This window comes from Streptomyces sp. PSU-S4-23, assembly GCF_055632315.1.
Genome location: NZ_JBVMUU010000002.1, coordinates 5,473,205 through 5,494,084, shown reverse-complemented (window position 1 = coordinate 5,494,084; position 20,880 = coordinate 5,473,205). Strand labels below are relative to the sequence as shown.

At 70.6% G+C, this 20,880-nt stretch carries 18 protein-coding genes and 1 pseudogene; 7 read left to right on the top strand and 12 right to left on the bottom strand.

What is annotated here, in order from left to right:
* Positions 1-4: 4 nt before the first annotated feature.
* From ACZ79I_RS25260 to ACZ79I_RS25250, 3 genes are all read right to left on the bottom strand, one after another.
* Entirely contained in the window at positions 5-604 is a 600-nt protein-coding gene (locus ACZ79I_RS25260) for a dTDP-4-dehydrorhamnose 3,5-epimerase family protein (protein WP_471499747.1), read from the bottom strand.
* Between the two features lie 136 nt (positions 605-740).
* Positions 741-1,709, bottom strand: coding sequence for a glucose-1-phosphate thymidylyltransferase RfbA (gene rfbA / locus ACZ79I_RS25255; protein ID WP_471499746.1), 969 nt, complete (start codon positions 1,707-1,709; stop codon positions 741-743).
* A 176-nt stretch (positions 1,710-1,885) separates the two neighbouring features.
* On the bottom strand, positions 1,886-3,709 hold the full coding sequence (locus tag ACZ79I_RS25250; protein WP_471499745.1) for a phosphoenolpyruvate carboxykinase (GTP): 1,824 nt from the start codon (positions 3,707-3,709) through the stop codon (positions 1,886-1,888).
* Between the two features lie 308 nt (positions 3,710-4,017).
* Here ACZ79I_RS25250 and trhA point away from each other — a divergent pair, with 308 nt between their 5' ends.
* The 3 genes from trhA to ACZ79I_RS25235 all read left to right on the top strand — a co-directional run bounded on the left by trhA (position 4,018) and on the right by ACZ79I_RS25235 (position 6,413).
* Positions 4,018-4,731 (top strand): PAQR family membrane homeostasis protein TrhA, encoded by a 714-nt coding sequence (gene trhA / locus ACZ79I_RS25245; RefSeq protein WP_471499744.1) that lies wholly within the window; start codon positions 4,018-4,020, stop codon positions 4,729-4,731.
* Positions 4,732-4,996: 265 nt separating this feature from the next.
* A complete protein-coding gene (locus tag ACZ79I_RS25240) occupies positions 4,997-5,656 on the top strand; it encodes a TetR/AcrR family transcriptional regulator (protein ID WP_471499743.1) in 660 nt (219 codons plus the stop codon).
* 25 nt (positions 5,657-5,681) lie between these two features.
* Positions 5,682-6,413: a Mut7-C RNAse domain-containing protein gene (locus ACZ79I_RS25235; RefSeq protein WP_471499742.1), complete on the top strand. Its 732-nt coding sequence runs from the start codon at positions 5,682-5,684 to the stop codon at positions 6,411-6,413.
* On the opposite strand, the gene ACZ79I_RS25230 is transcribed toward ACZ79I_RS25235, so the two are convergent.
* The 6 genes from ACZ79I_RS25230 to ACZ79I_RS25205 form a co-directional block, all read right to left on the bottom strand.
* On the bottom strand, positions 6,410-8,836 hold the full coding sequence (locus ACZ79I_RS25230) for a galactose oxidase-like domain-containing protein (protein WP_471499741.1): 2,427 nt from the start codon (positions 8,834-8,836) through the stop codon (positions 6,410-6,412). The genes ACZ79I_RS25235 and ACZ79I_RS25230 overlap by 4 nt on opposite strands.
* Positions 8,833-10,029: a glycosyltransferase gene (locus ACZ79I_RS25225; RefSeq protein WP_471499740.1), complete on the bottom strand. Its 1,197-nt coding sequence runs from the start codon at positions 10,027-10,029 to the stop codon at positions 8,833-8,835. The genes ACZ79I_RS25230 and ACZ79I_RS25225 overlap by 4 nt, the downstream gene beginning before the upstream one ends.
* Positions 10,026-11,669 (bottom strand): ArnT family glycosyltransferase, encoded by a 1,644-nt coding sequence (locus tag ACZ79I_RS25220; RefSeq protein ID WP_471499739.1) that lies wholly within the window; start codon positions 11,667-11,669, stop codon positions 10,026-10,028. The genes ACZ79I_RS25225 and ACZ79I_RS25220 overlap by 4 nt, the downstream gene beginning before the upstream one ends.
* Positions 11,666-12,943 carry a glycosyltransferase gene (locus tag ACZ79I_RS25215; protein ID WP_471499738.1) on the bottom strand — a complete coding sequence of 426 codons (1,278 nt, stop codon included), beginning with the start codon at positions 12,941-12,943 and terminating at the stop codon, positions 11,666-11,668. The genes ACZ79I_RS25220 and ACZ79I_RS25215 overlap by 4 nt, the downstream gene beginning before the upstream one ends.
* Before the next feature lie 207 nt (positions 12,944-13,150).
* On the bottom strand, positions 13,151-15,211 hold the full coding sequence (locus tag ACZ79I_RS25210) for a thioredoxin domain-containing protein (RefSeq protein ID WP_471499737.1): 2,061 nt from the start codon (positions 15,209-15,211) through the stop codon (positions 13,151-13,153).
* Positions 15,159-15,743, bottom strand: coding sequence for an ArsR/SmtB family transcription factor (locus tag ACZ79I_RS25205; protein ID WP_471499736.1), 585 nt, complete (start codon positions 15,741-15,743; stop codon positions 15,159-15,161). Before ACZ79I_RS25205 ends, ACZ79I_RS25210 begins: the two co-directional genes overlap by 53 nt.
* 89 nt (positions 15,744-15,832) lie before the next feature.
* On the opposite strand from ACZ79I_RS25205, the gene ACZ79I_RS25200 reads away from it, so the two are divergent.
* The gene (locus ACZ79I_RS25200; protein WP_471499735.1) at positions 15,833-16,252 is read left to right on the top strand and encodes a hypothetical protein; all 420 of its coding nucleotides are present in this window, start codon (positions 15,833-15,835) and stop codon (positions 16,250-16,252) included.
* A gap of 76 nt (positions 16,253-16,328) precedes the next feature.
* On the opposite strand, the gene ACZ79I_RS25195 is transcribed toward ACZ79I_RS25200, so the two are convergent.
* The gene (locus ACZ79I_RS25195; RefSeq protein WP_471499734.1) at positions 16,329-17,630 is read right to left on the bottom strand and encodes an RNA-guided endonuclease InsQ/TnpB family protein; all 1,302 of its coding nucleotides are present in this window, start codon (positions 17,628-17,630) and stop codon (positions 16,329-16,331) included.
* A gap of 28 nt (positions 17,631-17,658) precedes the next feature.
* Here ACZ79I_RS25195 and ACZ79I_RS25190 point away from each other — a divergent pair, with 28 nt between their 5' ends.
* Together ACZ79I_RS25190 and ACZ79I_RS25185 are read left to right on the top strand one after the other, a co-directional pair.
* Positions 17,659-17,862, top strand: coding sequence for an Arc family DNA-binding protein (locus ACZ79I_RS25190; protein WP_471499733.1), 204 nt, complete (start codon positions 17,659-17,661; stop codon positions 17,860-17,862).
* Positions 17,863-17,882: 20 nt separating this feature from the next.
* Positions 17,883-19,070, top strand: a pseudogene (locus ACZ79I_RS25185) (tetratricopeptide repeat protein); the annotation flags it as partial.
* A gap of 66 nt (positions 19,071-19,136) precedes the next feature.
* On the opposite strand, the gene ACZ79I_RS25180 reads toward ACZ79I_RS25185, so the two are convergent.
* Positions 19,137-19,397 carry a hypothetical protein gene (locus tag ACZ79I_RS25180; RefSeq protein ID WP_471499732.1) on the bottom strand — a complete coding sequence of 87 codons (261 nt, stop codon included), beginning with the start codon at positions 19,395-19,397 and terminating at the stop codon, positions 19,137-19,139.
* A gap of 6 nt (positions 19,398-19,403) precedes the next feature.
* Positions 19,404-20,261, bottom strand: a complete 858-nt coding sequence (gene mca, locus ACZ79I_RS25175) for a mycothiol conjugate amidase Mca (protein WP_471505208.1) — start codon at positions 20,259-20,261, stop codon at positions 19,404-19,406.
* Between the two features lie 178 nt (positions 20,262-20,439).
* Here mca and ACZ79I_RS25170 point away from each other — a divergent pair, with 178 nt between their 5' ends.
* Positions 20,440-20,838, top strand: a complete 399-nt coding sequence (locus ACZ79I_RS25170) for a DUF4307 domain-containing protein (protein ID WP_471499731.1) — start codon at positions 20,440-20,442, stop codon at positions 20,836-20,838.
* The last annotated feature ends 42 nt before the right edge of the window (positions 20,839-20,880 follow it).

The window sequence follows — 20,880 nt, the reverse complement described above, 5'->3', positions numbered from 1 at the left end:
TCTCTCACGCACTGCCCACGAGACTCTGGCGGTACGCACCGCAGTCCTCGTACGAGGGCAGCAGCCCCTGCCGCCGTGCCTCCTCCAGCGTGGGTGCCCCGGCGTCCTTGTCGGACAGGACCGGTTCCAGGCCCTCGGGCCAGGCGATGCCCAACGCCGGGTCGAGGGGGTTGATCCCGTGCTCGCGGTGCGGCGCATAGCCCTCGGAGCACAGGTAGACGACGGTGGAGTCGTCCTCCAGCGCCATGAAGGCATGGCCCAGCCCTTCCGACAGGTAGACGCACCGGTGTGCGGTGTCGTCGAGCCGGACCGCCTCCCAGGTCCCGAAGGTCGGGGAGCCGAGGCGGATGTCGGCCACCACGTCGAGGACGGCGCCGCTGACGCATGTGACGTACTTGGCCTGGCCCGGCGGGACCGACGCGAAGTGGATACCGCGCAGCGTGCCGCGAACGGAACGGGAGCAGTTGGCCTGTTCGAGACGGAGGCCCTGTCCGGTCGCCGCGTGGAACCGGTCGCTCCTGAACCATTCGTGGAATCGTCCCCTGCCGTCCGTGAACACCTCGGGGGTGTCCACCCAGGCGCCTTCGATACCAAGTGATTCCACGTGATCGGTCCCTTCCACCACGCGACTCTCCGTGCCGATCGCTCCCCTCGTTACTTCGGGACGTCCGCCGGGAGACTTTAGGCCGGCCGGGCCCGGCCATGACCGGCCATGACCGGCCAGGGCCGGCCAGGGCCGGCTAGGACGAGCTCGCACCGGACGGGCCGCCGCCCGCGCGCAGCAGTTCCCCGCCAGGCGGTCCGCCGCTCCTTCGGGGCATGACGACGTGCCGGGAGTCCCCCGGCTCCTCCTCCAGCAGTCCCAGCAGATAGTGCCCGTATCCGCTTCCGAGCAGCGGCCGGGCCAGTTCCCGGAGCCGGTCGTCGTCGATCAGGCCGGCCCGCCAGGCCGCCTCCTCGACACAGCCGACCTTGAAGCCCTGGCGCTCCTCGATCACCCGGACGAACTCCGACGCCTGCACCAGGGACGCGAAGGTCCCGGTGTCCAGCCACGCGGTGCCCCGGTCGAGCCGGGTGACGTGCAGCGCCCCGGCGTCCAGATAGGCGCGGTTGAGGTCGGTGATCTCCAGCTCGCCCCTGGCGCTGGGCCGCAGACCGCGGGCGATGTCCACGACGTGGTGGTCGTAGAAGTACAGCCCGGGCACCGCGTACCGGGACTTGGGCCGGGCCGGTTTCTCCTCGATGGACAGCGCCCGGCCCCGTTCGTCGAACTCCACCACGCCGTAGGCGGAGGGGTCGGCGACCTGGTAGGCGAAGACCCGCCCGCCCTCAAGGCGGTCGTGGCGGGCCAGCCGGGTGCCCAGACCGCTCCCGTGGAAGATGTTGTCGCCCAGGATCAGGGCGACGGACCCGCCGTCGATGAAGTCCGCTCCGAGCACGAACGCCTGGGCGATGCCCTCCGGGCGCTCCTGGGCCAGGTACTCCAGCCGCAGGCCCAGCTGACCGCCGTCGCCGAGCAGCCGGCGGAACTGGTGCTGGTCATCGGGGGTCGTGATGACCAGGATCTCCCGGACGCCGGCCATCACGAGCGTGGACAGCGGGTAGTAGACCATGGGCTTGTCGAAGACCGGCAGCAGTTGCTTCGACACCGAGCGGGTCAGCGGCCACAGTCTCGACCCGGTGCCTCCCGCCAACAGGATTCCGCGCATGGCAGCACCATAGGCGAAATGCCCCCGAATACCGCTTTGTCGCGGAGCGCATGGGGCGGGGCCCGCCTCGTACGCCGTCGTACGAGGCGGGCCCCGCCCGTGCATGCGCCGTCACCGCGGCCGGCCCGAGGAGCAGGTCAGGGCGCATCCGACCGGCCGCGGAGTTCACATGGGGGTCAGCCCAGGCGCTGCACCAGCGCGCGGTACTGGTCCCACAGCTCCTTGGGAGCGTGGTCGCCGAAGGTGTTGAGGTGCTCGGGGACCAGGGCGGCCTCCTCGCGCCACACCTCCTTGTCGACGGTGAGCAGGAAGTCCAGGTCGGACCCGGAGAGATCCAGGCCGTTGGTGTCCAGCGCCTCCTTGGTCGGCAGGATGCCGATCGGGGTCTCGACGCCCTCCGCCTTGCCCTCCAGGCGCTCCACGATCCACTTCAGGACGCGGCTGTTCTCGCCGAAGCCCGGCCAGACGAACTTGCCCTCGTCGTTCTTGCGGAACCAGTTGACGTAGTAGATCCGCGGCAGCTTGGACTGGTCCTTGCCCTCGCCGACCTTGATCCAGTGCGCCATGTAGTCGCCCATGTTGTAGCCGCAGAACGGCAGCATGGCGAACGGGTCGCGGCGCAGCTCGCCGACCTTGCCCTCGGCCGCGGCGGTCTTCTCGCTCGCCACGTTGGCGCCCAGGAAGACGCCGTGGTTCCAGTCGAACGACTCCGTCACCAGCGGGACCGCGGAGGCGCGGCGGCCGCCGAAGAGGATCGCCGAGATCGGCACGCCCTTCGGGTCCTCCCACTCCGGCGCGATGATGGGGCACTGCGCGGCCGGGACGGTGAAGCGGGAGTTGGGGTGGGCCGCCGGGGTCTCGGACGCGGGCGTCCAGTCGTTGCCCTTCCAGTCGGTGAGGTGGGCGGGCAGCTCCTCGGTCATGCCCTCCCACCACACGTCACCGTCGTCGGTGAGGGCGACGTTGGTGAAGACGGCGTTGCCCCACATCGTCTTCATCGCGTTGGCGTTGGTGTGCTCACCGGTGCCGGGCGCGACGCCGAAGAAGCCGGCCTCGGGGTTGATCGCGTACAGACGGCCGTCCTCGCCGAACCGCATCCACGCGATGTCGTCGCCGATCGTCTCGACCGTCCAGCCGGAGATCGTCGGCTCCAGCATGGCGAGGTTCGTCTTGCCGCACGCGCTCGGGAAGGCGGCGCAGACGTACTTGGACTCGCCCTGCGGCGGCGTCAGCTTGAGGATCAGCATGTGCTCGGCCAGCCAGCCCTCGTCGCGCGCCATCACGGAGGCGATGCGCAGCGCGTAGCACTTCTTGCCGAGCAGCGCGTTGCCGCCGTAGCCGGAGCCGTAGGACCAGATCTCGCGGGTCTCGGGGAAGTGCGAGATGTACTTGGTCTGGTTGCAGGGCCAGGGGACGTCCTCCTGGCCGGGCTCCAGCGGCGCGCCGACGGAGTGCACGGCCTTGACGAAGAAGCCCTCGGGGCCGAGTTCGTCGAGGACCGCCTGGCCCATGCGCGTCATGGTGCGCATGGAGGCCGCGACGTACGCGGAGTCGGTGATCTCCACGCCGATCGCGGAGAGGGGGGAGCCGAGCGGGCCCATGCAGAAGGGCACGACGTACATCGTGCGGCCGCGCATGGAGCCGCGGAACAGGCCGTCCGCGCCCCGGAAGATCTCCCGCATCTCGGCGGGGGCCTTCCAGTTGTTCGTCGGGCCCGCGTCCTCCTCCTTCTCGGAACAGATGAACGTCCGGTCCTCGACCCGCGCGACATCGGTCGGGTCGGAGGCGGCGTAGTACGAGTTCGGGCGCTTGATGGGGTCCAGCTTCTTGAAGGTGCCCTTGCGGACGAGCTCCTCGCAGAGACGCTCGTACTCGGCCTCGGATCCGTCACACCAGACCACGTTGTCCGGCTGCGTGAGTTCGGCGATCTCGTTGACCCACGAGATCAGGTCCTTGTGCTGGGTGGGGACGGTTGAGGGAGCCGCGATGTCGCGCGCCACGGTTGCTCCTAGATGAGGGATTTTGTGTTGACTGCCCCGTGGGGGCCGCGACCCGGATGCTTCGTAACCGCTCATCCGGTGCCGACCGCACTCATTTGATCATCCGCCGGGATCGCCCATCTGTCCAGAGGAGCGCCCAGCTGAGCAACGTGAGGATCGCCACGTGTCATCGCGTTTCTTTGCGTCCACGTGGGGTTCGGATGAGAGAATCTTTCGGTTCCCCCGCGTCGCGCGCAGACCGGACGGGCGGGGTGATACCGGTCGCACTTTGATTCGCAACTTACGGTTCCGTAGGTACCATGCGGCGCATGACTGCGTCCGTCCCCGACGCGCCCACGGACTCGCCGGCAGCCGGCCGTGGTCCCGTCGCGCTCTCCCTGCCCCACACGGTCAAGCCGAAGCTCCGCGGCTGGCTGCATCTCGGGATGTTCCCGGCCGTCCTCGTCGCGGGTCTCGTACTCACCGCCCTCGCCGACTCGGCCCGCGGCCGCATCGCCTGCGGCATCTACGCCCTGACGGCCTGTCTGCTCTTCGGCGTCAGCGCGCTCTACCACCGCGGCAACTGGAGTCCGCGCATGGACGGGGTGCTGCGCCGGCTCGACCACGCGAACATCTTCCTGATCATCGCGGGCACGTACACACCGCTGACACTGCTGCTCCTGCCGGGCGCGAAGGGCCAGTGGCTGCTGTGGGGCATCTGGGGCGCGGCCGCCGCCGGCATAGCCTTCCGGGTCTTCTGGGTCGGGGCCCCGCGCTGGCTCTACACGCCCTGCTACATCGCGATGGGCTGGGCCGCCGTCTTCTTCCTCCCCGACTTCATGCGCACCGGCGGGATCGCCGTCCTCGTGCTCGTCATCGTCGGCGGGGTGCTCTACAGCGCGGGAGGCGTGATCTACGGGATCAAGCGGCCGAACCCGTCGCCGCGCTGGTTCGGCTTCCACGAGGTCTTCCACTCCTTCACCCTCGCCGCGTTCGTCGTGCACTACGTGGGGATCTCCCTGGTGGCGTACCAGCACGCGTAGTCCCTCCGGCCGGCCCGGCCGGCAGCCCGTTCACCAAGGCCGCGGCACCGACGCCGCGGCCTTCGCCGTGTCCGGAGCCGTTGCGCCCGGTGCCGCGGCCCGCGCCTCCTCACGGAGCCCTCTCACTACGGACAGCGTCACGCTTTTGAGAGTTACTCTCATTTAAGGGCTGCCATCACCACCGAGGACGGGGTGATCGCCGCCCGCGCCGGACGTGCCGGAGGAGGACCTCCGCCATGGTCCCCGCCCCCGGGAATGCCGGACAATGACGACCATGGCCGCTACCGCACACCGCTCCACCCCCGCCGCACAGCCCCGTCTGGGACTGCGCGAGCGGAAGAAGATCAAGACTCGTACGGCGATCCGCAGGGCGACGTACCGGCTGGTCCAGGAACAGGGCTACGACGCGACCACCATCGAGCAGATCGCGGAGGCGGCCGAGGTCTCCCCCTCCACGGTGTTCCGGTACTTCCCCACCAAGGAGGACATCGTCATCACCGACGAGTACGACCCGCTCCTGGAGGAGGAACTGCGCGCGCGGCCCGCGGACGAGCCCCTGATGGAGTCGCTGCGGGAGGTGCTGCAGACCGCCGTCGAGCGGAGCCTGTCCGGGGGGTACGAGACGCGTGAGGAGATGGCGCTGCGCGGGCGGCTGATGGTCGAGGTGCCCGCGGTCCGCTTCCGGATGACCGAGAGCATGTCCGTGACCGGCCGGATGATGTGCGAGGTGGTGGCCGAGCGCACCGGGCGCGACCCCGGCGACCTGGAGGTGCGGGTGTTCTGCATGGGCGTCGTCGGCGCCCTGCTGGAGGCGTCCCGCTACTGGGCGGAGCAGGGGCAGCGGGGCGACCTGCGCGCGTACGTCACCCGCACGATGGATGTGCTCCAGCACGGCCTGCCCCCGCGGAAATCGGACGCCCCCTGAGCCGTCCGCATGCCATCCTGGCCAGGTGAACGGACCCGAGATCCACGTCGAGTTCTCCCCCGAGCTGGGACTCTTCGTCCCGCACGCACGGCGCGGGCGCGCCACGAAGGTCGTCACCGACGGCGCCTCCTCGCTCGGCCATGTCGTCGAGTCGCTGGGCGTGCCCCTGACCGAGGTCGGGGAACTGGTCGTGGACGGCCGCGCCTCCTCCTTCTCCCATGTGCCCGCCGCCGGCGAGTCCGTCGAGGTGCGTCCCGTCGAGCGCCCCCAGCGGGTGCCCGGCGCCCCGCTCCGCTTCCTCCTCGACGTCCACCTCGGCACCCTGGCGCGCCGGCTGCGGCTGCTGGGCGTGGACACGGCGTACGAGTCCACGGACATCGGTGACGCGGCCCTGGCCGCCCGTTCCGCCGCCGAGCGCCGGGTGATGCTCAGCCGCGACCGGGGGCTGCTGCGCCGCCGGGAGCTGTGGGCGGGCGCCTTTGTCTACAGCACCCGGCCCGAGGAGCAACTCAGGGACGTGCTCGACCGGTTCGCGCCCGAGCTGCGGCCGTGGACGCGGTGCACCGCCTGCAACGGCCTGCTCCGCGACGCCACCAAGGAGGAGGTCGCCGACCAGCTCAAGCACGGCACCAAGCGGACGTACGAGATCTTCGCCCGGTGCCGCGACTGCGGCCGCGCCTACTGGCGGGGCGCGCACCACGACCAGCTGGAGGCCATCGTGGAGCGCGCCCTCGCCTACGGGTCGAGTGGCGGCTAACGCCTCTTCACGTCGCCCTTTCCGCAGGCCACCCCGTCCCTGTCGCGGTCGAGCCGCAGTGGGTCGTCACCGCCGTTGAGCTCCAGCCTGCCGTAGCCGTTGCGTGCCAGCCAGGCGCAGCGGGCGGCCGTGGTCCTCTTCACCTGCGGCGGGAACACGGTCGGCACACACACGTTGGCCGAGCCGTAGTGCCGGTCGCAGCCCGAGATCACCGGGCTGACCGGCTGCGAGGTGCGCTTCCCGCCGGCGCCGGTGGTCGCACCCTGCGGGGCGTCGGCGAAGGAGTGGACGTGCGCCGAGGGGGAGGCCGCGGACAGGGCCGCCGGGCCCTGCAGATGGACCCACCGCGCCACCGAGGGGACGCCGTTCGCGTCGACTGCGAAGAGCATGTACCAGCCGGGCGGGGCCAGGTCGGGGTTGCTCGTCACGTTCAGGTCGACGTTGTCGCCGTCCACCGACAGCGGCAGGTCCACGAACCGCTGGTTCGGGTCCGAGGAGTGGGTGACCGCGGCGGGCCGGATCAGCTCCGCCTTCACGATGGGCCGGTCGACGGTGATGCGCTGCGTGGTGCCGTAGGTCCACCGGTTGTCGATCACCGAGGTGATCGCCGGGCGGGCACCCTTGAACAGGTAGGGCGGCGAGTAGATCGACACGTTGTGGTTCCACGTGCCGTTGCCCGGGTTGTCGCCGGTGGCCATCACACGCCCGTCCGGCAGCAGGAAGGCCGAGGAGTGGTAGCCGCGGGCCTCGGGGTCGGCGGCCACCGGATCGAAGGTGGTGGTGTCCGGGTCGAAGATCGACGACTCGTACACGGGGTCGGCGCGGTTGTGCAGCGCGCCGCCGGTCTCCAGCACCTTGCCGTCCGGCAGGAGCACCGCGGAGACGTACATCTTGCCCTGGCCGCCGGTCTCGGCGACCGGCCCGGTGCCCAGGTCGACGGTGCCCTGCGGCAGTGGCGGCCCGGCCGTGTACTGCGGGCTGGCCTGCTTGAGGTCGATGATGTCCGTCAGCCGGTTGGCGTCCGGGTTGGTGTCGATGTTGCCGCCGCCGAGGGTGAGGACCCTCTGGTCCTGGGCGGGCGGCAGCAGCACGCTCGCCGACTGGTCGCGCTCGTCCTTGTTCTGCAGACCCGGGATCTGCGTGATGGTGTTCGCGCCGTAGTCGTAGATCGCCGAGCCGGTGCCCGGGATGTTGTTGCCGAAGACATGGCTGCCCGAGTAGAACAGGCGGCCGTCCTGCATGAGGATCATCGACGGGTACAGGCCCCAGTACGACCAGGTCTGGTTGACCTTCCACAGCGGCAGCCACTGCTGGTCGGCGTCCGACCAGTACTCCGTGGTCACCGAGCCCGTGGAGTCCTCGCGCAGCCCGCCGAAGGAGATCACGTCACCGTTGCCGAGTTCGGTCGCCGACGGGTACCAGTGGCCGTCGTTGAGGTCGTTGGTCTTGGTGTAGGTCTCGGTCGCCGGGTCGAAGACGTACGAGTCCTTGAAGCCCTCGTAGCCGTGCGAGCCGTCCGCCGCCGGGTACGCCTTGTTGCCGCTCATCACGAGCACGCGCCCGTCCTGGAGCTGGACGTGCCCTGCGCAGAACATGTCCTTCGGCGTGGGGATCACCTTGTACGAGCCGTCCGCCGGGTTGTAGACCGCGCTGGTGAAGGTGCCCGCCGCGAAGTTCTCCTCGCTGTTGCCGGAGCCCGCGATCAGCAGCACCTTGCCGTTGTTGAGCACGACGGAGTGCATGGAGCGCACCGGGTTCTGCGTGGGCAGGACCTCCCAGCTTCCGTTCGCGCACTGGTCTGCGCTGCCCGTGCACTGCGCGGGCGGCAGCGGATCGGCGACCTGCTCCATGGTGTAGTCGTCCGTGGTCGCGGACCCGGTGCCGTACACGGAGGCACCCCAGGTGATCATGTCGGTGCCGGCCGGGACCTCGGGGGTGCGCACGCCCGCCTGGGCCCAGTCCGCGCTCATGTCCAGCGTCTTCAGGTCGGTCCAGTACTGCCAGCCCGCGGTCGTGTCGTGCCGGAACAGGGTGACCGCGGCGTCCGGGGTGGTCGACTTGTACCAGAGCGAGAGGTCGTACTGCTTGCCGGGCGTGACCACCGGCGCGCAGCTCGCGGACTCGGTGATGAGCGCCTTGCGGTCGCCGTCGACGCGGCGGGTCAGCTCGACCTTCATGGCCTTGCCGCCGGTGTGGGCGTCGCTGGTGGTGGTGAAGGTGAAGTCGTTGTCGCCCCAGCCCGACTTCTCCCAGCAGTACGGCATCCCGTCGGTGCCGTCGGTCTCGAAGCCGGGGTTCTTGACGAGGTTGGCGGCCGAGGCCGGCTGCGGTGAGGTCAGGAGCAGCCCCGCCGTCAGACCGGTCACGGCCAGCAGGGCGGTCCTGCGTCTGCGCGGGACGCGGAGTGTCCGGATGGTCTTCACATGTGCCTCCTTGCTGTGCGGCCCGCGGCCCCCCGGCCCCGGCGCGGCAGATACACCAGCGCTTCGGTCCCCACGAAGCGCAGGACGAAGGTCGTCACCAGCGCGAGCGCGGTGGCGGGCAGCACGCTCATCCCGAACATGCCGACCAGCAGCGCGATCAGCGGGATGCGCAGCACCAGGTCGGCGTTGGCGAGAAGGGCGAACCGGCCCGCCCGGTCCGCCCAGTGCCGGTGCCTGCGGCGCTCGCGGAACAGCAGGTGCTCGATGAGCAGGAAGTTCCAGGCGACGCCGAGCTGGTTCGCCAGGATCTCCGCCGGCAGGTAGTGCAGACCGAGCGCGGTGAGGGCCCACAGGCCCGCCAGGTTCGGTACGAAACCGCTGGCGCCGATCAGCCCGAACGCCACCATGCGCGCGACCGGCGAGGCGGTGCGCAGCCCGGCCAGATGGCGCAGGAAGCGCAGGCCCTCCCGCGCGGTGGACTTCGACTCGCCGGCGAACCGGTCCTGGAAGACGAACGGCACCTCGGTGACCTCGCGCGGTCTGCTGCGCACGGCCAGTTCAAGGAGGATCTTGTAGCCGAGCGGCCGGAGTACCTCCGCGGTGACCGCGCTGCGGCGGATCGCGAAGAAGCCGCTCATCGGGTCGCTGATGCCGTGCAGCCGGCGCGGGAACAGCGACTTGGTCAGCCAGGTCGCACCACGTGAGACGGCGACGCGGTAGCCGCCCGCGAGCCCGGCGCGGCTGCCGCCCTCGATGTAGCGGGAGGCGACGACGAGACCGGCGCCGGCGCGCTCGCCGGTGCCGACCAACTCGGGTACCAGGGACGGCGGGTGCTGAAGGTCGGCGTCCATGACGACGATCCAGTCGGAGGTGGCCGCCGTCATGCCCTCGACGACGGCCCCGCCGAGCCCGCCGGCCGGCTCCTCGCGGTGCAGCACGGTGACCGGGAACGGGCAGTCCTGCGCCGCGCGCGAGATCACCTCGGGGGTGTCGTCGGTGGAGTCGTCGACGAAGACGACCTCGCAGGGCAGCCGTCCCGGCACCGACTCGGTGATCCGGTGCAGCAGTTCACGGATGTTCCCGGACTCGTTGAACGTCGGTACGACGATGGTGACGGCACCCGGCTCGGGAACCTCCGCGGCGCGTACCGCCGGATCGCCCAGCTCGCCGGGGGCGGTGGATTCATGGCTCATCGGTGGCCTCCCGCGCCCCGGTCGATCCTGCGGATCTCGATCCGGTCGGCACCGGTGCCGAAGGTGGCGACCGGCGTCGAGTGCTCGATCGCGGCCTTCACGTTCGGCAGGTCGACGGCGTCGCGCCGCACCGTCGGCGAGGCCACCACGTAGTCGAGATCGCGCCAGCCGCGCGGCATCGTCTTCGCCACCGCGGGGTCGAGGTCGGCCTTGTAGAACCAGATGACACCGAGGCCGGGCCGGTATCCGGCGTGCACCAGGTCGAGCCAGAGGGCGTCGTCGACGAGGACGCGGGTGTCCTCCGGGTCCTCGACCTCGCCCGCCAGCCACCGCGACGCGGCCCGGTAGGGGGCGTTGGCGTCGGCGGTCACGGCGGTGCGGTCGCCGTCGTACCAGCGGGGCGCGGCATAGGCGGCCCCGGCCGCCACGAGCAGCGCCGCCACGGCGTACCGCGCCCAGGTGACGTACCGCTTCTCGGCCGTGCCGCGGCGCCGGCGCAGCACCGCGTGGGCGACGCTCGCGGCGGCGCCGGCCAGGACCAGCGCGAGGAACGGGAGGGCCTGGATGACGTACATGGCGGGCAGGTAGCCGCTGGGCCGCATCGCGACCAGGGTGAGGATCGCGACGGCGAGCGCGGGCCCGGCCAGGGCCCGGGCGGTCACCGACCAGCGCCGGGTGAGCAGGATCAGCAGCGCCCCGGCCAGGCCGCCGATCGGCAGGACACGGTCGTAGTAGAGCCAGGAGTGCAGCACTCCGTAGGAGCCGGAGCCGGGGTCGAGGAGGAACCCGGAGCCGGCCCGGCTCATCTGGTAGGTGATGCCGTCCCACAGTGAGACATGGCCGGCTCCCGGCAGCAGCTCCCCCTTGAGCAGGGCGAAGAGGGGGTACGACAGACCGATCAGGGCGCACGCGGTGACCGCGCCGGTCAGCGCGAACTTCCGGGTGTCGCGGTGGCTGTGGCGCCACATCGTGAGGAAGACGGCGGGCAGGACGACGAGCATCGTCTCCTTGGTCAGGACACCGGCCGCCGCGGCGAGACCCGCGCCGAAGTGGTGCCACAGATGGCGGCTCGGGGACGCGGCCAGGGTGAAGGCGAGCAGCGTCCACATCACCGCGATGTTGTCGAGGAAGATCTCGCGCTGGAGGACCACCGAGAGCGGGGACAGCCCGAAGAGGACCATGGCGAGGCCCGCGGCCCAGGCGGGCAGCCGCAGCCGGCGGGCGAGGACGTAGACGAGGACCGCGCTCGTCGCGCTGACCACCAGCATGGCGACACGCATCGTGCCGACCGTCATCAGGCCCGGGTCGACGCGGGAGGGGATCCAGGTCAGCAGGGCCAGCTGGATCCAGCCCAGGGGCGGGTGGTCGTACCAGTACGTGTAGTGGGCGAGCCCGTGGCCGTTCTGCACCGCCCACGCCTGGGCGAGGTAGGTGCCCTCGTCGTCGCTGAGGGTCGGGTAGTCGGCGATGTTCCAGCCCTGGACCGTGAGGATCGCCGCGAGGAGCACTCCGCACAGCGCCAGATCCGGACGGGAGCGGCGGAAGCGGAACACCGCGGAGGACAGGGGGACGGTGATGGGGACAGGTGTGTCCTGCGCGGGGACCGTGGTGCCGGTCGCCGCGGGAAGGGTGGAGGTCACGCCGGAACGTCCTCTCGGGACTCGCGGATCACATCGGCCGCGGTCAGATGCGCGCCGACGTGGCTGGTCAGCTCCCAGTCGTTGCGGCCGCGCTGCTCGCGCCAGACGGCACGGACGGCGGCGCCGGCGAGGAGCACCTGGTAGAAGGGGCCGCCCGCGATGAGCTTCGCGTAGTGGACGAGGCGGACGCGCAGCCCGTACTGGGTGCCGAAGTCGTGCAGCCCGACGACCTCGAAGACGAAGGTGACCGCGGCGGTCACGAGCGGCAGGAAGGTGAGGAAGGCGATGCCGACCGGCACGTCCAGGAAGAGGGCGATCGCGGCGTTGAGCGGGATGACGACGCCGGAGAACGCCTGCAGGAACGGCGTCATGAGGGTGTAGCGGGCGAGCAGCCGCTGCCCGAAGCCGGGAAGCCGTTTCCAGTCCTTCTTGCGGTAGACCTGCAGGAAGCCCTGGTTCCAGCGGGTGCGCTGCTTGAGCAGCGACATCAGCGAGCCGGGGGTCTCCTCCCGGGTGACCATGTCGGAGTCGTAGGCGACGACGACCTTCTTGCCCGCACTGGACAGCCGCACACCCAGATCGCAGTCCTCGGCGAGGCACTCGGGGTCCCACCCGCCGGCCTCCCTCAGCACGTCCGTCCGTACGAAGACGGTGTTGCCGCCGAGCGGGATGAAGCCCTTCTGCGCGTGCAGGTGCAGCCGGGAGCGGAACCAGAAGAAGTACTCCAGGCAGTTGCGCAGGCTGTACCAGCTGGAGTGGAAGTTGATGAGCTGCACCCCGCCCTGGACGACGTCCGCGCCGGTGGTGCGGAACGCGTGGTCGACGTGGGCGAGCAGTTCCGGATGGACCTGGTCCTCGGCGTCGAAGACCCCGACGACATCGCCGCGGCAGTGCGGCAGCGCCGTGTTCATGGCCTTCGGCTTGTTCTTCTTGTCGTGGCGGTCGACGACGACGCGGACGCGCGCGTCACGGGCCGCGGCCCTCCGGGCGACCTCGCCGGTCTCCGGGTCGTCGTGGCCCACGATGACGATGATCTCGAAGTCGGCGTGGGTCGACTCCAGCAGCCGCTGGATCGTGTGCTCCAGGACGGCCTGTTCGTGTCTCGCGGGCAGGAGCAGCGAGAACGAGAGATGTTCGGCGCCGTCCGGGCTGCCGAACCGGGTGGAGGCGAGCACCTCGGGCGTGCGCCACGCGTGCATCTGCCACCACAGGGTGAAGGCCGCCATCCAGAACAAGGCAAGCGAAACGGCGGCGATGAAGACAGACGTCAGCAAAGATCCCCCCAGATCTCCTGAAACCCCCCAGTCGCGACCGCGCGTCATCGCGCCCGCCGCGTCACCGTGCAGAGACTAGGGGGAAATTGTGAAGTCCGGGAGGTCTTCCGATAAATAGCTTGTTTCGGAGCGCTCGGTACTCTAACGGGATCTATCCGAACACATGCTCAATCGCGACACCTGGAACGAATCCCTCCGCTGGGCGTTTCAGCCGTTCAGCGCCCTGCGCAGCCGTTCCGGATCGGTGGTCGGAGCGTCGCACGTGAAGTTGCGGCAGACGTACGCGGTGGGTTCGCCGTGGACCAGGGGCCGGTCAACGAGGAGCGGCAGCTCATCACTCCCAGGAGTGCCCACGGCCACCACCGTGCCCGGTGCGGTACCCAGAAGTGCCGTGCGGTGCAGGGCCCTTGTGGCGGGGTCGTCGAGGGCCGGACCGACGACGGCGACCTCGCGCGGCCCGTCGAGGAGCGCCTCGGCGACGGCGAGCCCCCAGCCGATGAAACGGGGCACGCGCGCCCCCAGCGTCGTGACGACGCCCAACGCCCGCTCGGCGGCGGCACGATGGGACTCGGCGCCGGTCTGCCCGGCATACGACAGCAGGGCGCCGGCGGCGGCGGTCCAGCCGGACGGGGCGGCGTTGTCGGTGGGGTCCTGGGGGCGGCGGATGAGCTGCTCGGCGTCGGCGGCCGTGTCGTACAGCCCTCCGCTCTCGTCGGTGAACTGCGCGAGCACATGGTCGAGCAGGAACCCGGCGAACTCCAGCCAGACGCCCTCGCCGGTGACGGAGGCGAGCGCCAGGAAGCCCTCGGCGACATCCGCGTAGTCCTCCAGCACGCCCGCGTTGGCGCCCGCCTGACCGTCCTTCGACGTCCGGGCCAGTCGCGCGTGCTCATCCATGTGCAGCCGTACGAGAAGGTCGGCGGCGCCGAGCGCGGCGTCCACGAGGTCGGGGCGGTCGAAGTAGGCGCCGGTCTCGGCCAGGGCGGCGACGGCGAGGCCGTTCCAGGCGGCGACCACCTTGTCGTCGCGGCCGGGGGCCGGGCGGCGGGAGCGCGCCCCGGTGAGGCGCTGCCTGATCGATTCGGTCTTCTCCGCGTCGAACACCGTGTCGCGCTGAGGAAGCTGGAGGACGGAGCTGCCGTGCTCGAAGGTGCCCTCTTCGGTGACGCCGTAGTAGCGGGCGGCGATCTCGGCGTCCTGGGCGCCGAGGACCTCGGTGAGCTGCTCGGGCGTCCAGACGTAGTACGCGCCTTCGACGTGCCTGCCCGTGCCGTCGTCGCTGTCCGCGTCGAGCGCCGAGGCGAACCCGCCCTCGGGCGTGCGCAGTTCGCGCACCATGAAGTCGGCGGTCTCCAGGGCCACACGGCGGGCGAGCTCCGAGCCGGTGGCGCGCCACAGATGGGCGTACACCCGGCACAGCAGGGCGTTGTCGTACAGCATCTTCTCGAAGTGCGGCACGGTCCAGTCGCGGCCCACGGAGTAGCGGGCGAACCCGCCGCCGAGCTGGTCGTAGATGCCGCCGCGCGCCATGCGCTCACAGGTGTCCTGCGCCATCTGCAGGGCGCCCTCCGCGCCGGTGCGGGCGTGGTGGCGCAGCAGGAACTCCAGGACCATCGACGGCGGGAACTTGGGGGCGCCGCCGAAGCCGCCGTGCCGCGGGTCGTACTCGCGGGTGAGCGCGAGGAGTGCCTGGGCGAGTTCCTGCTCGCCGGGGAGCTGCGTGCCGCCGTACGCGGGCTCTCGTCCGGCGATGTCCCGCACGATCTTCCCGGCGACCTCCGCCACCTCGTCCCTGCGCTCGGACCAGGCCATCCGGACGCCCTCGAGGACCTGCCGGAAGGAGGGCGTGCCGTGGCGGGGGGCGGGCGGGAAATAGGTGCCGAAGTAGAAGGGTTCGGCGTCCGGGGTGAGGAAGACGGTCATGGGCCAGCCGCCCTGGCCGGTGGCCGCCTGCACGGCCTCCATGTAGACGGCGTCGACGTCGGGCCGCTCCTCGCGGTCGACCTTGACGCTGACGAAGTGCTCGTTGAGGTAGGCGGCGGTCGCCTCGTCCTCGAAGGACTCGTGTGCCATGACATGGCACCAATGGCAGCTGCTGTAGCCGACGCTCAGCAGGACCGGCGCGTTCCGCCTGCGCGCCTCGTCGAAGGCCGCGGTCGACCAGGGCCACCAGTCGACCGGGTTGTCGGCGTGCTGGAGCAGGTACGGGGACGTCTCATGGGCCAGTCGGTTCACCCTCCCACTCTCCCACGGCGTCGGGGACCGCATAGAACCGGAGGCCGATGGGGCGCGCCCCCTCGGGCGCGTCGTCGCGCGTGTGGCCGTGACGGTCGAGGAGCGCCTGGTAGTCGCGGACGAAGGCCAGCAGTTCGTCCCTGGTCATCCATACCCCGGCGCGCATGACCTGGGCCCAGCCCTCCGGGCCCCGGTACTCCTGGTGGGCGCGGCGGAACAGGGCGGTGTCCACGTCGATCTTGATGAGCGCCAGGTGCTCCGCCGCGGCGTACTCCTCGGGGGTCATCGTCGCCGGGTCGGGCGCCGTGTGGCGGAAGGGCAGCGCCCGCCACCAGCGCTCGCGGCCGCCGGACTTCTCGGGGACCTCCTCGATGAGCCGCTGCTCGGCCAGCTTGCGCAGGTGGTAGCTGGTCGTGCCCGAGCTCTCGCCGAGGACCTTGGCGAGCACCGTCGAGTTCGCCTCCGCGTGGGTTCCCAGGTACTCGAGGATGCGGCGGCGCAGTGGGTTGCCGAGGGACTTGTAGAGCGCGGTGCGCTCGACGCTGGTGAGTTCGGGCTCCGGCATGGCACCCACAGTACCGCCGACATCACTCTGCAGAGAGAAGTCTGCAGAAATTTCTTTGCAGAATTCCCTCTGCGCTCTATGGTGGGGGCATGCGAACGATCGAGACTCATGACCGGTCGGGCGCCGCCGCGGTGCGGCGCCGGCTCCTGATGACCCTGGGCACGGCGGCCGTGCTCCTGGTGCCCTGGACGGTGCTGCTGGCCTGGACCCTCCCCTCCAGCCCGGACGTGCGGAACTGGCAGGTGGCATGGGCGGGCCTGGACGTCCTGCTGGCGGCGGGCTGCGCGGCCACGGCCCTGCTCGGCCTCCGCCGCCACGGGTACGCGCGCCTCACGGCCTCGGCGACGGCGGCGGTGGCGGTTCTGGACGCGTGGTTCGACATAACGACCTCCCCGTCGGGCGGGGCCCTCGCCCAGGCGATGGCCTGCGCGGTGGCGGAGACGGCACTGGCGGGGGCGTGTGTGTTCCTGGCGGTGTCCGAGCGGACGGGGATCGTGAGGTGCCGATGACACGGGCGTTCGGTTGATCGGCGGCCCCCTCGCGCTCATGCCGCTCCCGAAGGACACTCTTGACATCCTCCCCCTCTTAAAAGAGGGGGATTCCAACCCAGGTGGGTTGGGGTTCACGGGCGCTCGAACGGCCGGTGGCCGCTGTCACCCCTCCGGCACCGACTGTTCGCCGGGGGCGGGGAATCCCGCCCTGTCCTGCCGCGACGTTGGATGCTGCGTTGGTGTCCGCGTTGCAGGTGAAGCCGCAGGAGGAACAGACGAACTCGGCTTGGCTCTTGCGCGAGTTCTTGTCGATCCATCCGCAGGCGCCGCACCGCAGACTCGTGTAGGGGGCGGGGATGTCTTCGACCCGGCCCGGGGCCTTGTGCTCGGTGCGCCGGCGCAGCAGTCCCCACCCTTGGGCGAGGATGCCGCGGTTCAGGCCGGCCTTCTGCCGGACGTTCTTACCCGGCTCCTTGACGGTGCCCTTCGCTGAGCGGGTCATGTTCCGGATGTTCAGCTTCTCGAACCGGATCAGGTCGTAGGTGCGGGCGAGTACGGTGCTGGTCTTCTCGCACCAGTCCTTACGCCGGTTCGCTTCACGGGCCTTGAGCCGGGCGACCTTGGCGTGCTCGGCTGTCTTCTGAGGGCTGTCCTTCTTCGCCCGTGCCGCGCGCCGCTGGTGCTTGCGGATCTGCGCCCGCTCCTTGACGGTGGGCTGCGGGCAGTTCAGCTTGCGTCCGTCCGAGAGGGCGGCGGTGATCGTGACGCCCCGGTCGATGCCGATGACCTCGCCTGTGCCGGGCGCGGGGGTCGGTTCAGGGATGACGGCGAAGGCGATGTTCCACTGGCCATTGCGGAAGGTGACCCGGAACGTCTTCGCGTCGGGCAGCTTCGCGCCCTTGCCCTTGGGGCTGAGGCAGAAGCGGACCCAGCCGCAGCCGGGTACCTTGACCTGGGCCCACCTGCGGTTGAGCTTCTGTACGACGACGGACCGGCCCATGACCTGCTTGCCGGTCTTCGGGTTCCGCTTCGGCGTGCCGTCCTCGTTGTACTCGGGTACGCGGTCGGTGCCGATGACGCGGAAGCCCTCGTGCCGGTACTTCTTGCGCCAGGTCGGCTTGCCGAACCCGGAGGTGAAGCGGGCGTTCCTGGCCTGGGCGAAGTCCTTGAGTGCCTGTTGCTGCACGTCCGCGTTCCCGGCGCCCAGCCACTCGTTGTCCCGCCGTGCTTCGGTGAGTTGGCGGCACTGCTCGGCGAAACCGGGCGCGGACTTGCGCCACCGGCGCCAGTGCGAGTGCTGCTCGACGGCGAGGTTCCAGACGTACCGGGCATGCGCGCAGTGCACGAGCATCTGCTCTTCCTGCTCGCACGTCGGGTATATCCGGAACCTGGCCATGACCCCATCCTAGGGCTACGGTGACCCCATGGCAATCTTCAACTTCCGCATTCCTGACGACCTGTACGACAAGCTCAAAGACCTCGCCGCGTCCGAAGAACGCTCCGTTAACTCGGAGTTGCTGCACCTTGTGCGACATGCTGTCGAGCCGGATGGGACGCCGCATCGCCCTGGTGGCGATTCGGCTACCTCTGCCCCGCTACGCGGGAGCGGGCATTCACCCCGGCCCTAAAGGACCGGGCACCCTCCCCGGCGAGCAAGGTGGACCTCTACGTGGAGGCGCACCACGCCGCGGGCGCGGCCAGAGCGCTGTGCTCCCTCGGCATCACCCTCCACCACCAGGGCAACCTCACCGAGGCCGCGGCCCGGCTGCGGGAGGCCAGGGACCTCCAGGCCTCGCCGGAGCTGGCGGCGGACCGCGCGTGGACGATGCACGCGCTGGCGGCCGTGGAGCGCGACCGTACACGGCTGGCCGAGGCCCTGGACCTGCTCACCCGCGCCCTGGAACTGCACCGGGAGAACGAGTCGGTGCACGGCCAGGCGTGGGCCCACCTCCAGCTGGGCCAGCTGGCCCTGCGCATGGGCGATGTCCCGCGGGCGGAGAGCGAGCTGCGCACGGCGCTGGACCTGCACACCCGCACCCGCGATGCCCGGGGCGACGCCTGGGCCCTGACCCAGCTCGCCCGCGCCCGCCTCGTCGCCGGCGACGCGTCCTCGGCGGCCGACGGCCTGCGCCGGGCGGCCGCGCGCCACCGGGAGAACGAGGACGCTCGCGGCGAGGCATGGACGCTCTACTACCTGGGGCAGGCCCTGGAGGACTCGGGCGACCCCGACCAGGCGGTGCGCGAGCTGGAGCGCTCCCGCACCATGTTCTCGCGGATGCGGGACGTGTACGGGCTGGCCTGTGCCCGCCACCACTCGGCGCGCGTGACCCGTGACCAACGGGCGGCCCGCACGGGCTCCCTGCGCAACTCGGGCTTCGCCCGCCAGCTGCTGGTGGACGCGAGGACGGACTTCCAGCGCATCGGCGTGGCCCACGGCGAGGCGTGGACCTGCCTGGAACTCGCGGTGGTGGACGCCGGCAACGCCCGCACCCAGCAGGCGCTGGCCCTGTGCGACGAGGCGGTGGGCCTGTTCACGTCCTTCGGCGACCGCAGGGGCGAGGACTGGGCCCGCTTCCTGCGCTGCACCCTCCTGCCCTACGCCTCCCCGGGAGGCACCGAGGTGGGCACCGCGGTGGCCCAGGAGGAACTGGCCCTGCTGTCCCGCACGGCCAACCCGGCACGGGACGAGAAGCTCGACGACTGCATGGAGGCGTACCGGCTGCTGCTGGAGCGGGGCGTGCGTCTGGAGGACGGCTGGCAGGCGTGGCGCCTGGGCATGGTGCCCGGACGGCACGCACGGGAGGTGATGGGAGTGGCGGTGCCGGCGCAGGGCTGACGGGCGGACCGGCACGCCGAGCGGGGGCCGCGCCCGTCCACCGGCGCAGCCCCCGAAGGACCCGTCTCAGCCCTGCTGTGCCTTCGGCGTGCCCTGCGGCGCGGCCGGGTCCTGCGGCGCGGATTCCTCACCGGGGGCGTCCGGCTCGTTGAAGTTCACTTTGCCCATGTGCTTGTTCATGGACTTCATCAGGCCCCACACCGCCACTCCCATCACCGCGAAGACGATGAAGCCGAGGACGCCGGGGGTGACCTTGTTCTCGTCGATCTCCGCGAGGGGGACGAGGTGCGTCACTGCCAGGCTCACGCTTGCGCTCATGTCATGCATTGTCTCTCAGGAGCGGCGGACGCCTGCAAAGAGGTCGTCCTCCGGCAGGGAGGTGTCCACCAGGGACCTGGCCAGCTCGTACTCCTCCGTCGGCCAGACCTCCTTCTGGAGCTCCATCGGGACGCGGAACCAGCCGCCGTCGGGGTCGATCTGCGTCGCGTGCGCGATCAGCGCCTTGTCGCGGATCTCGAAGTAGTCCGCGCAGGGGACGTGCGTGGTCAGGGTGCGCTCGACGCGCCCGAACTCGTCCCACCGCTTCAGCCACTCCCCGTACGGCGAGTCCAGACCGCGCTCCAGCATCGCGTGGTGCAGTGCCTCGGTGCGCGGCCGGTTGAAGCCCTGGTTGTAGTACAGCTTCAGCGGCTGCCACGCCGCGCCGAACTCCGCCTCCGGGTACTTCTCGGTGTCCGCCGCGCCCTCGAACGCCACCATCGAGATCTTGTGGGTCATGATGTGGTCGGGGTGCGGGTAGCCGCCGTTCTCGTCGTAGGTGGTGATCACCTGCGGGCGGAACGCGCGGATCTGGCGGACCAGCTCGCCGGCGGCCTTGTCGACGTCCTCCAGGGCGAAGCAGCCCTCGGGGAGCGGGGGCAACGGGTCGCCCTCCGGCAGACCGGAGTCCACGAACCCGAGCCACTCCTGCTTGACGCCGAGGATCTCCCGGGCCTCGTCCATCTCCTTCTTGCGCACCTCGTGGATGTGCTCCTCGATGTACGCGTCACCCTGCAGCTTCGGATTGAGGATGGATCCGCGCTCCCCGCCCGTGCAGGTCACCACCAGCACGTCCACCCCCTCGGCCACGTACTTCGCCATGGTGGCCGCGCCCTTGCTGGATTCGTCGTCGGGGTGCGCGTGCACGGCCATCAGTCGCAGTTGGTCAGTCAAGACTCGATCCTCAGTAAGTCGGCAAGTCGGCGCCCGGTGTCGTACCGCGTGCTGGGCGGCTTCTATAGTGACCGAATCGGGGGGCGAAGTATTCCGGGTCCGGTACGCGGGCGCCCCTTCCGGGACGTTCGTCCCGGCCCCTGCCGAGAGGACGCTCATGAGTACGGCGAGCACGCGCCTTCCCGAGGGCCGTTACGGCCGCCCCGCGGACGAGCGCACCGACCGCACGCTCAAGATCGTCGGTGGCGTGCTGGGGGCGGTGCTGCTCGCCGTCATCGGCTGGTTCGCGTACCACTACGTCGGGCAGAACGAGATCAGCGGCGAGGTCATCAGCTTCCAGACCTCCCCGGAGTCGGTCAAGGTCCACCTGGAAGTGCGCAAGGACGCGGACGCCACCGGCTACTGCACCGTGCGCTCCCAGGCGGCGGACGGCCTGGAGGTGGGGCGCGCGGACTTCCGGTTCGGCGGACATGCCACACGCATCGACAAGGTCGTCACGCTCCGCACCACCGCGCAGGGCACCACCGCGGAGCTCCTGGGCTGTCACGGGGACTGACGGCACTCTTGCCAGGCATCGTCTGACGTGCATAGATGTACG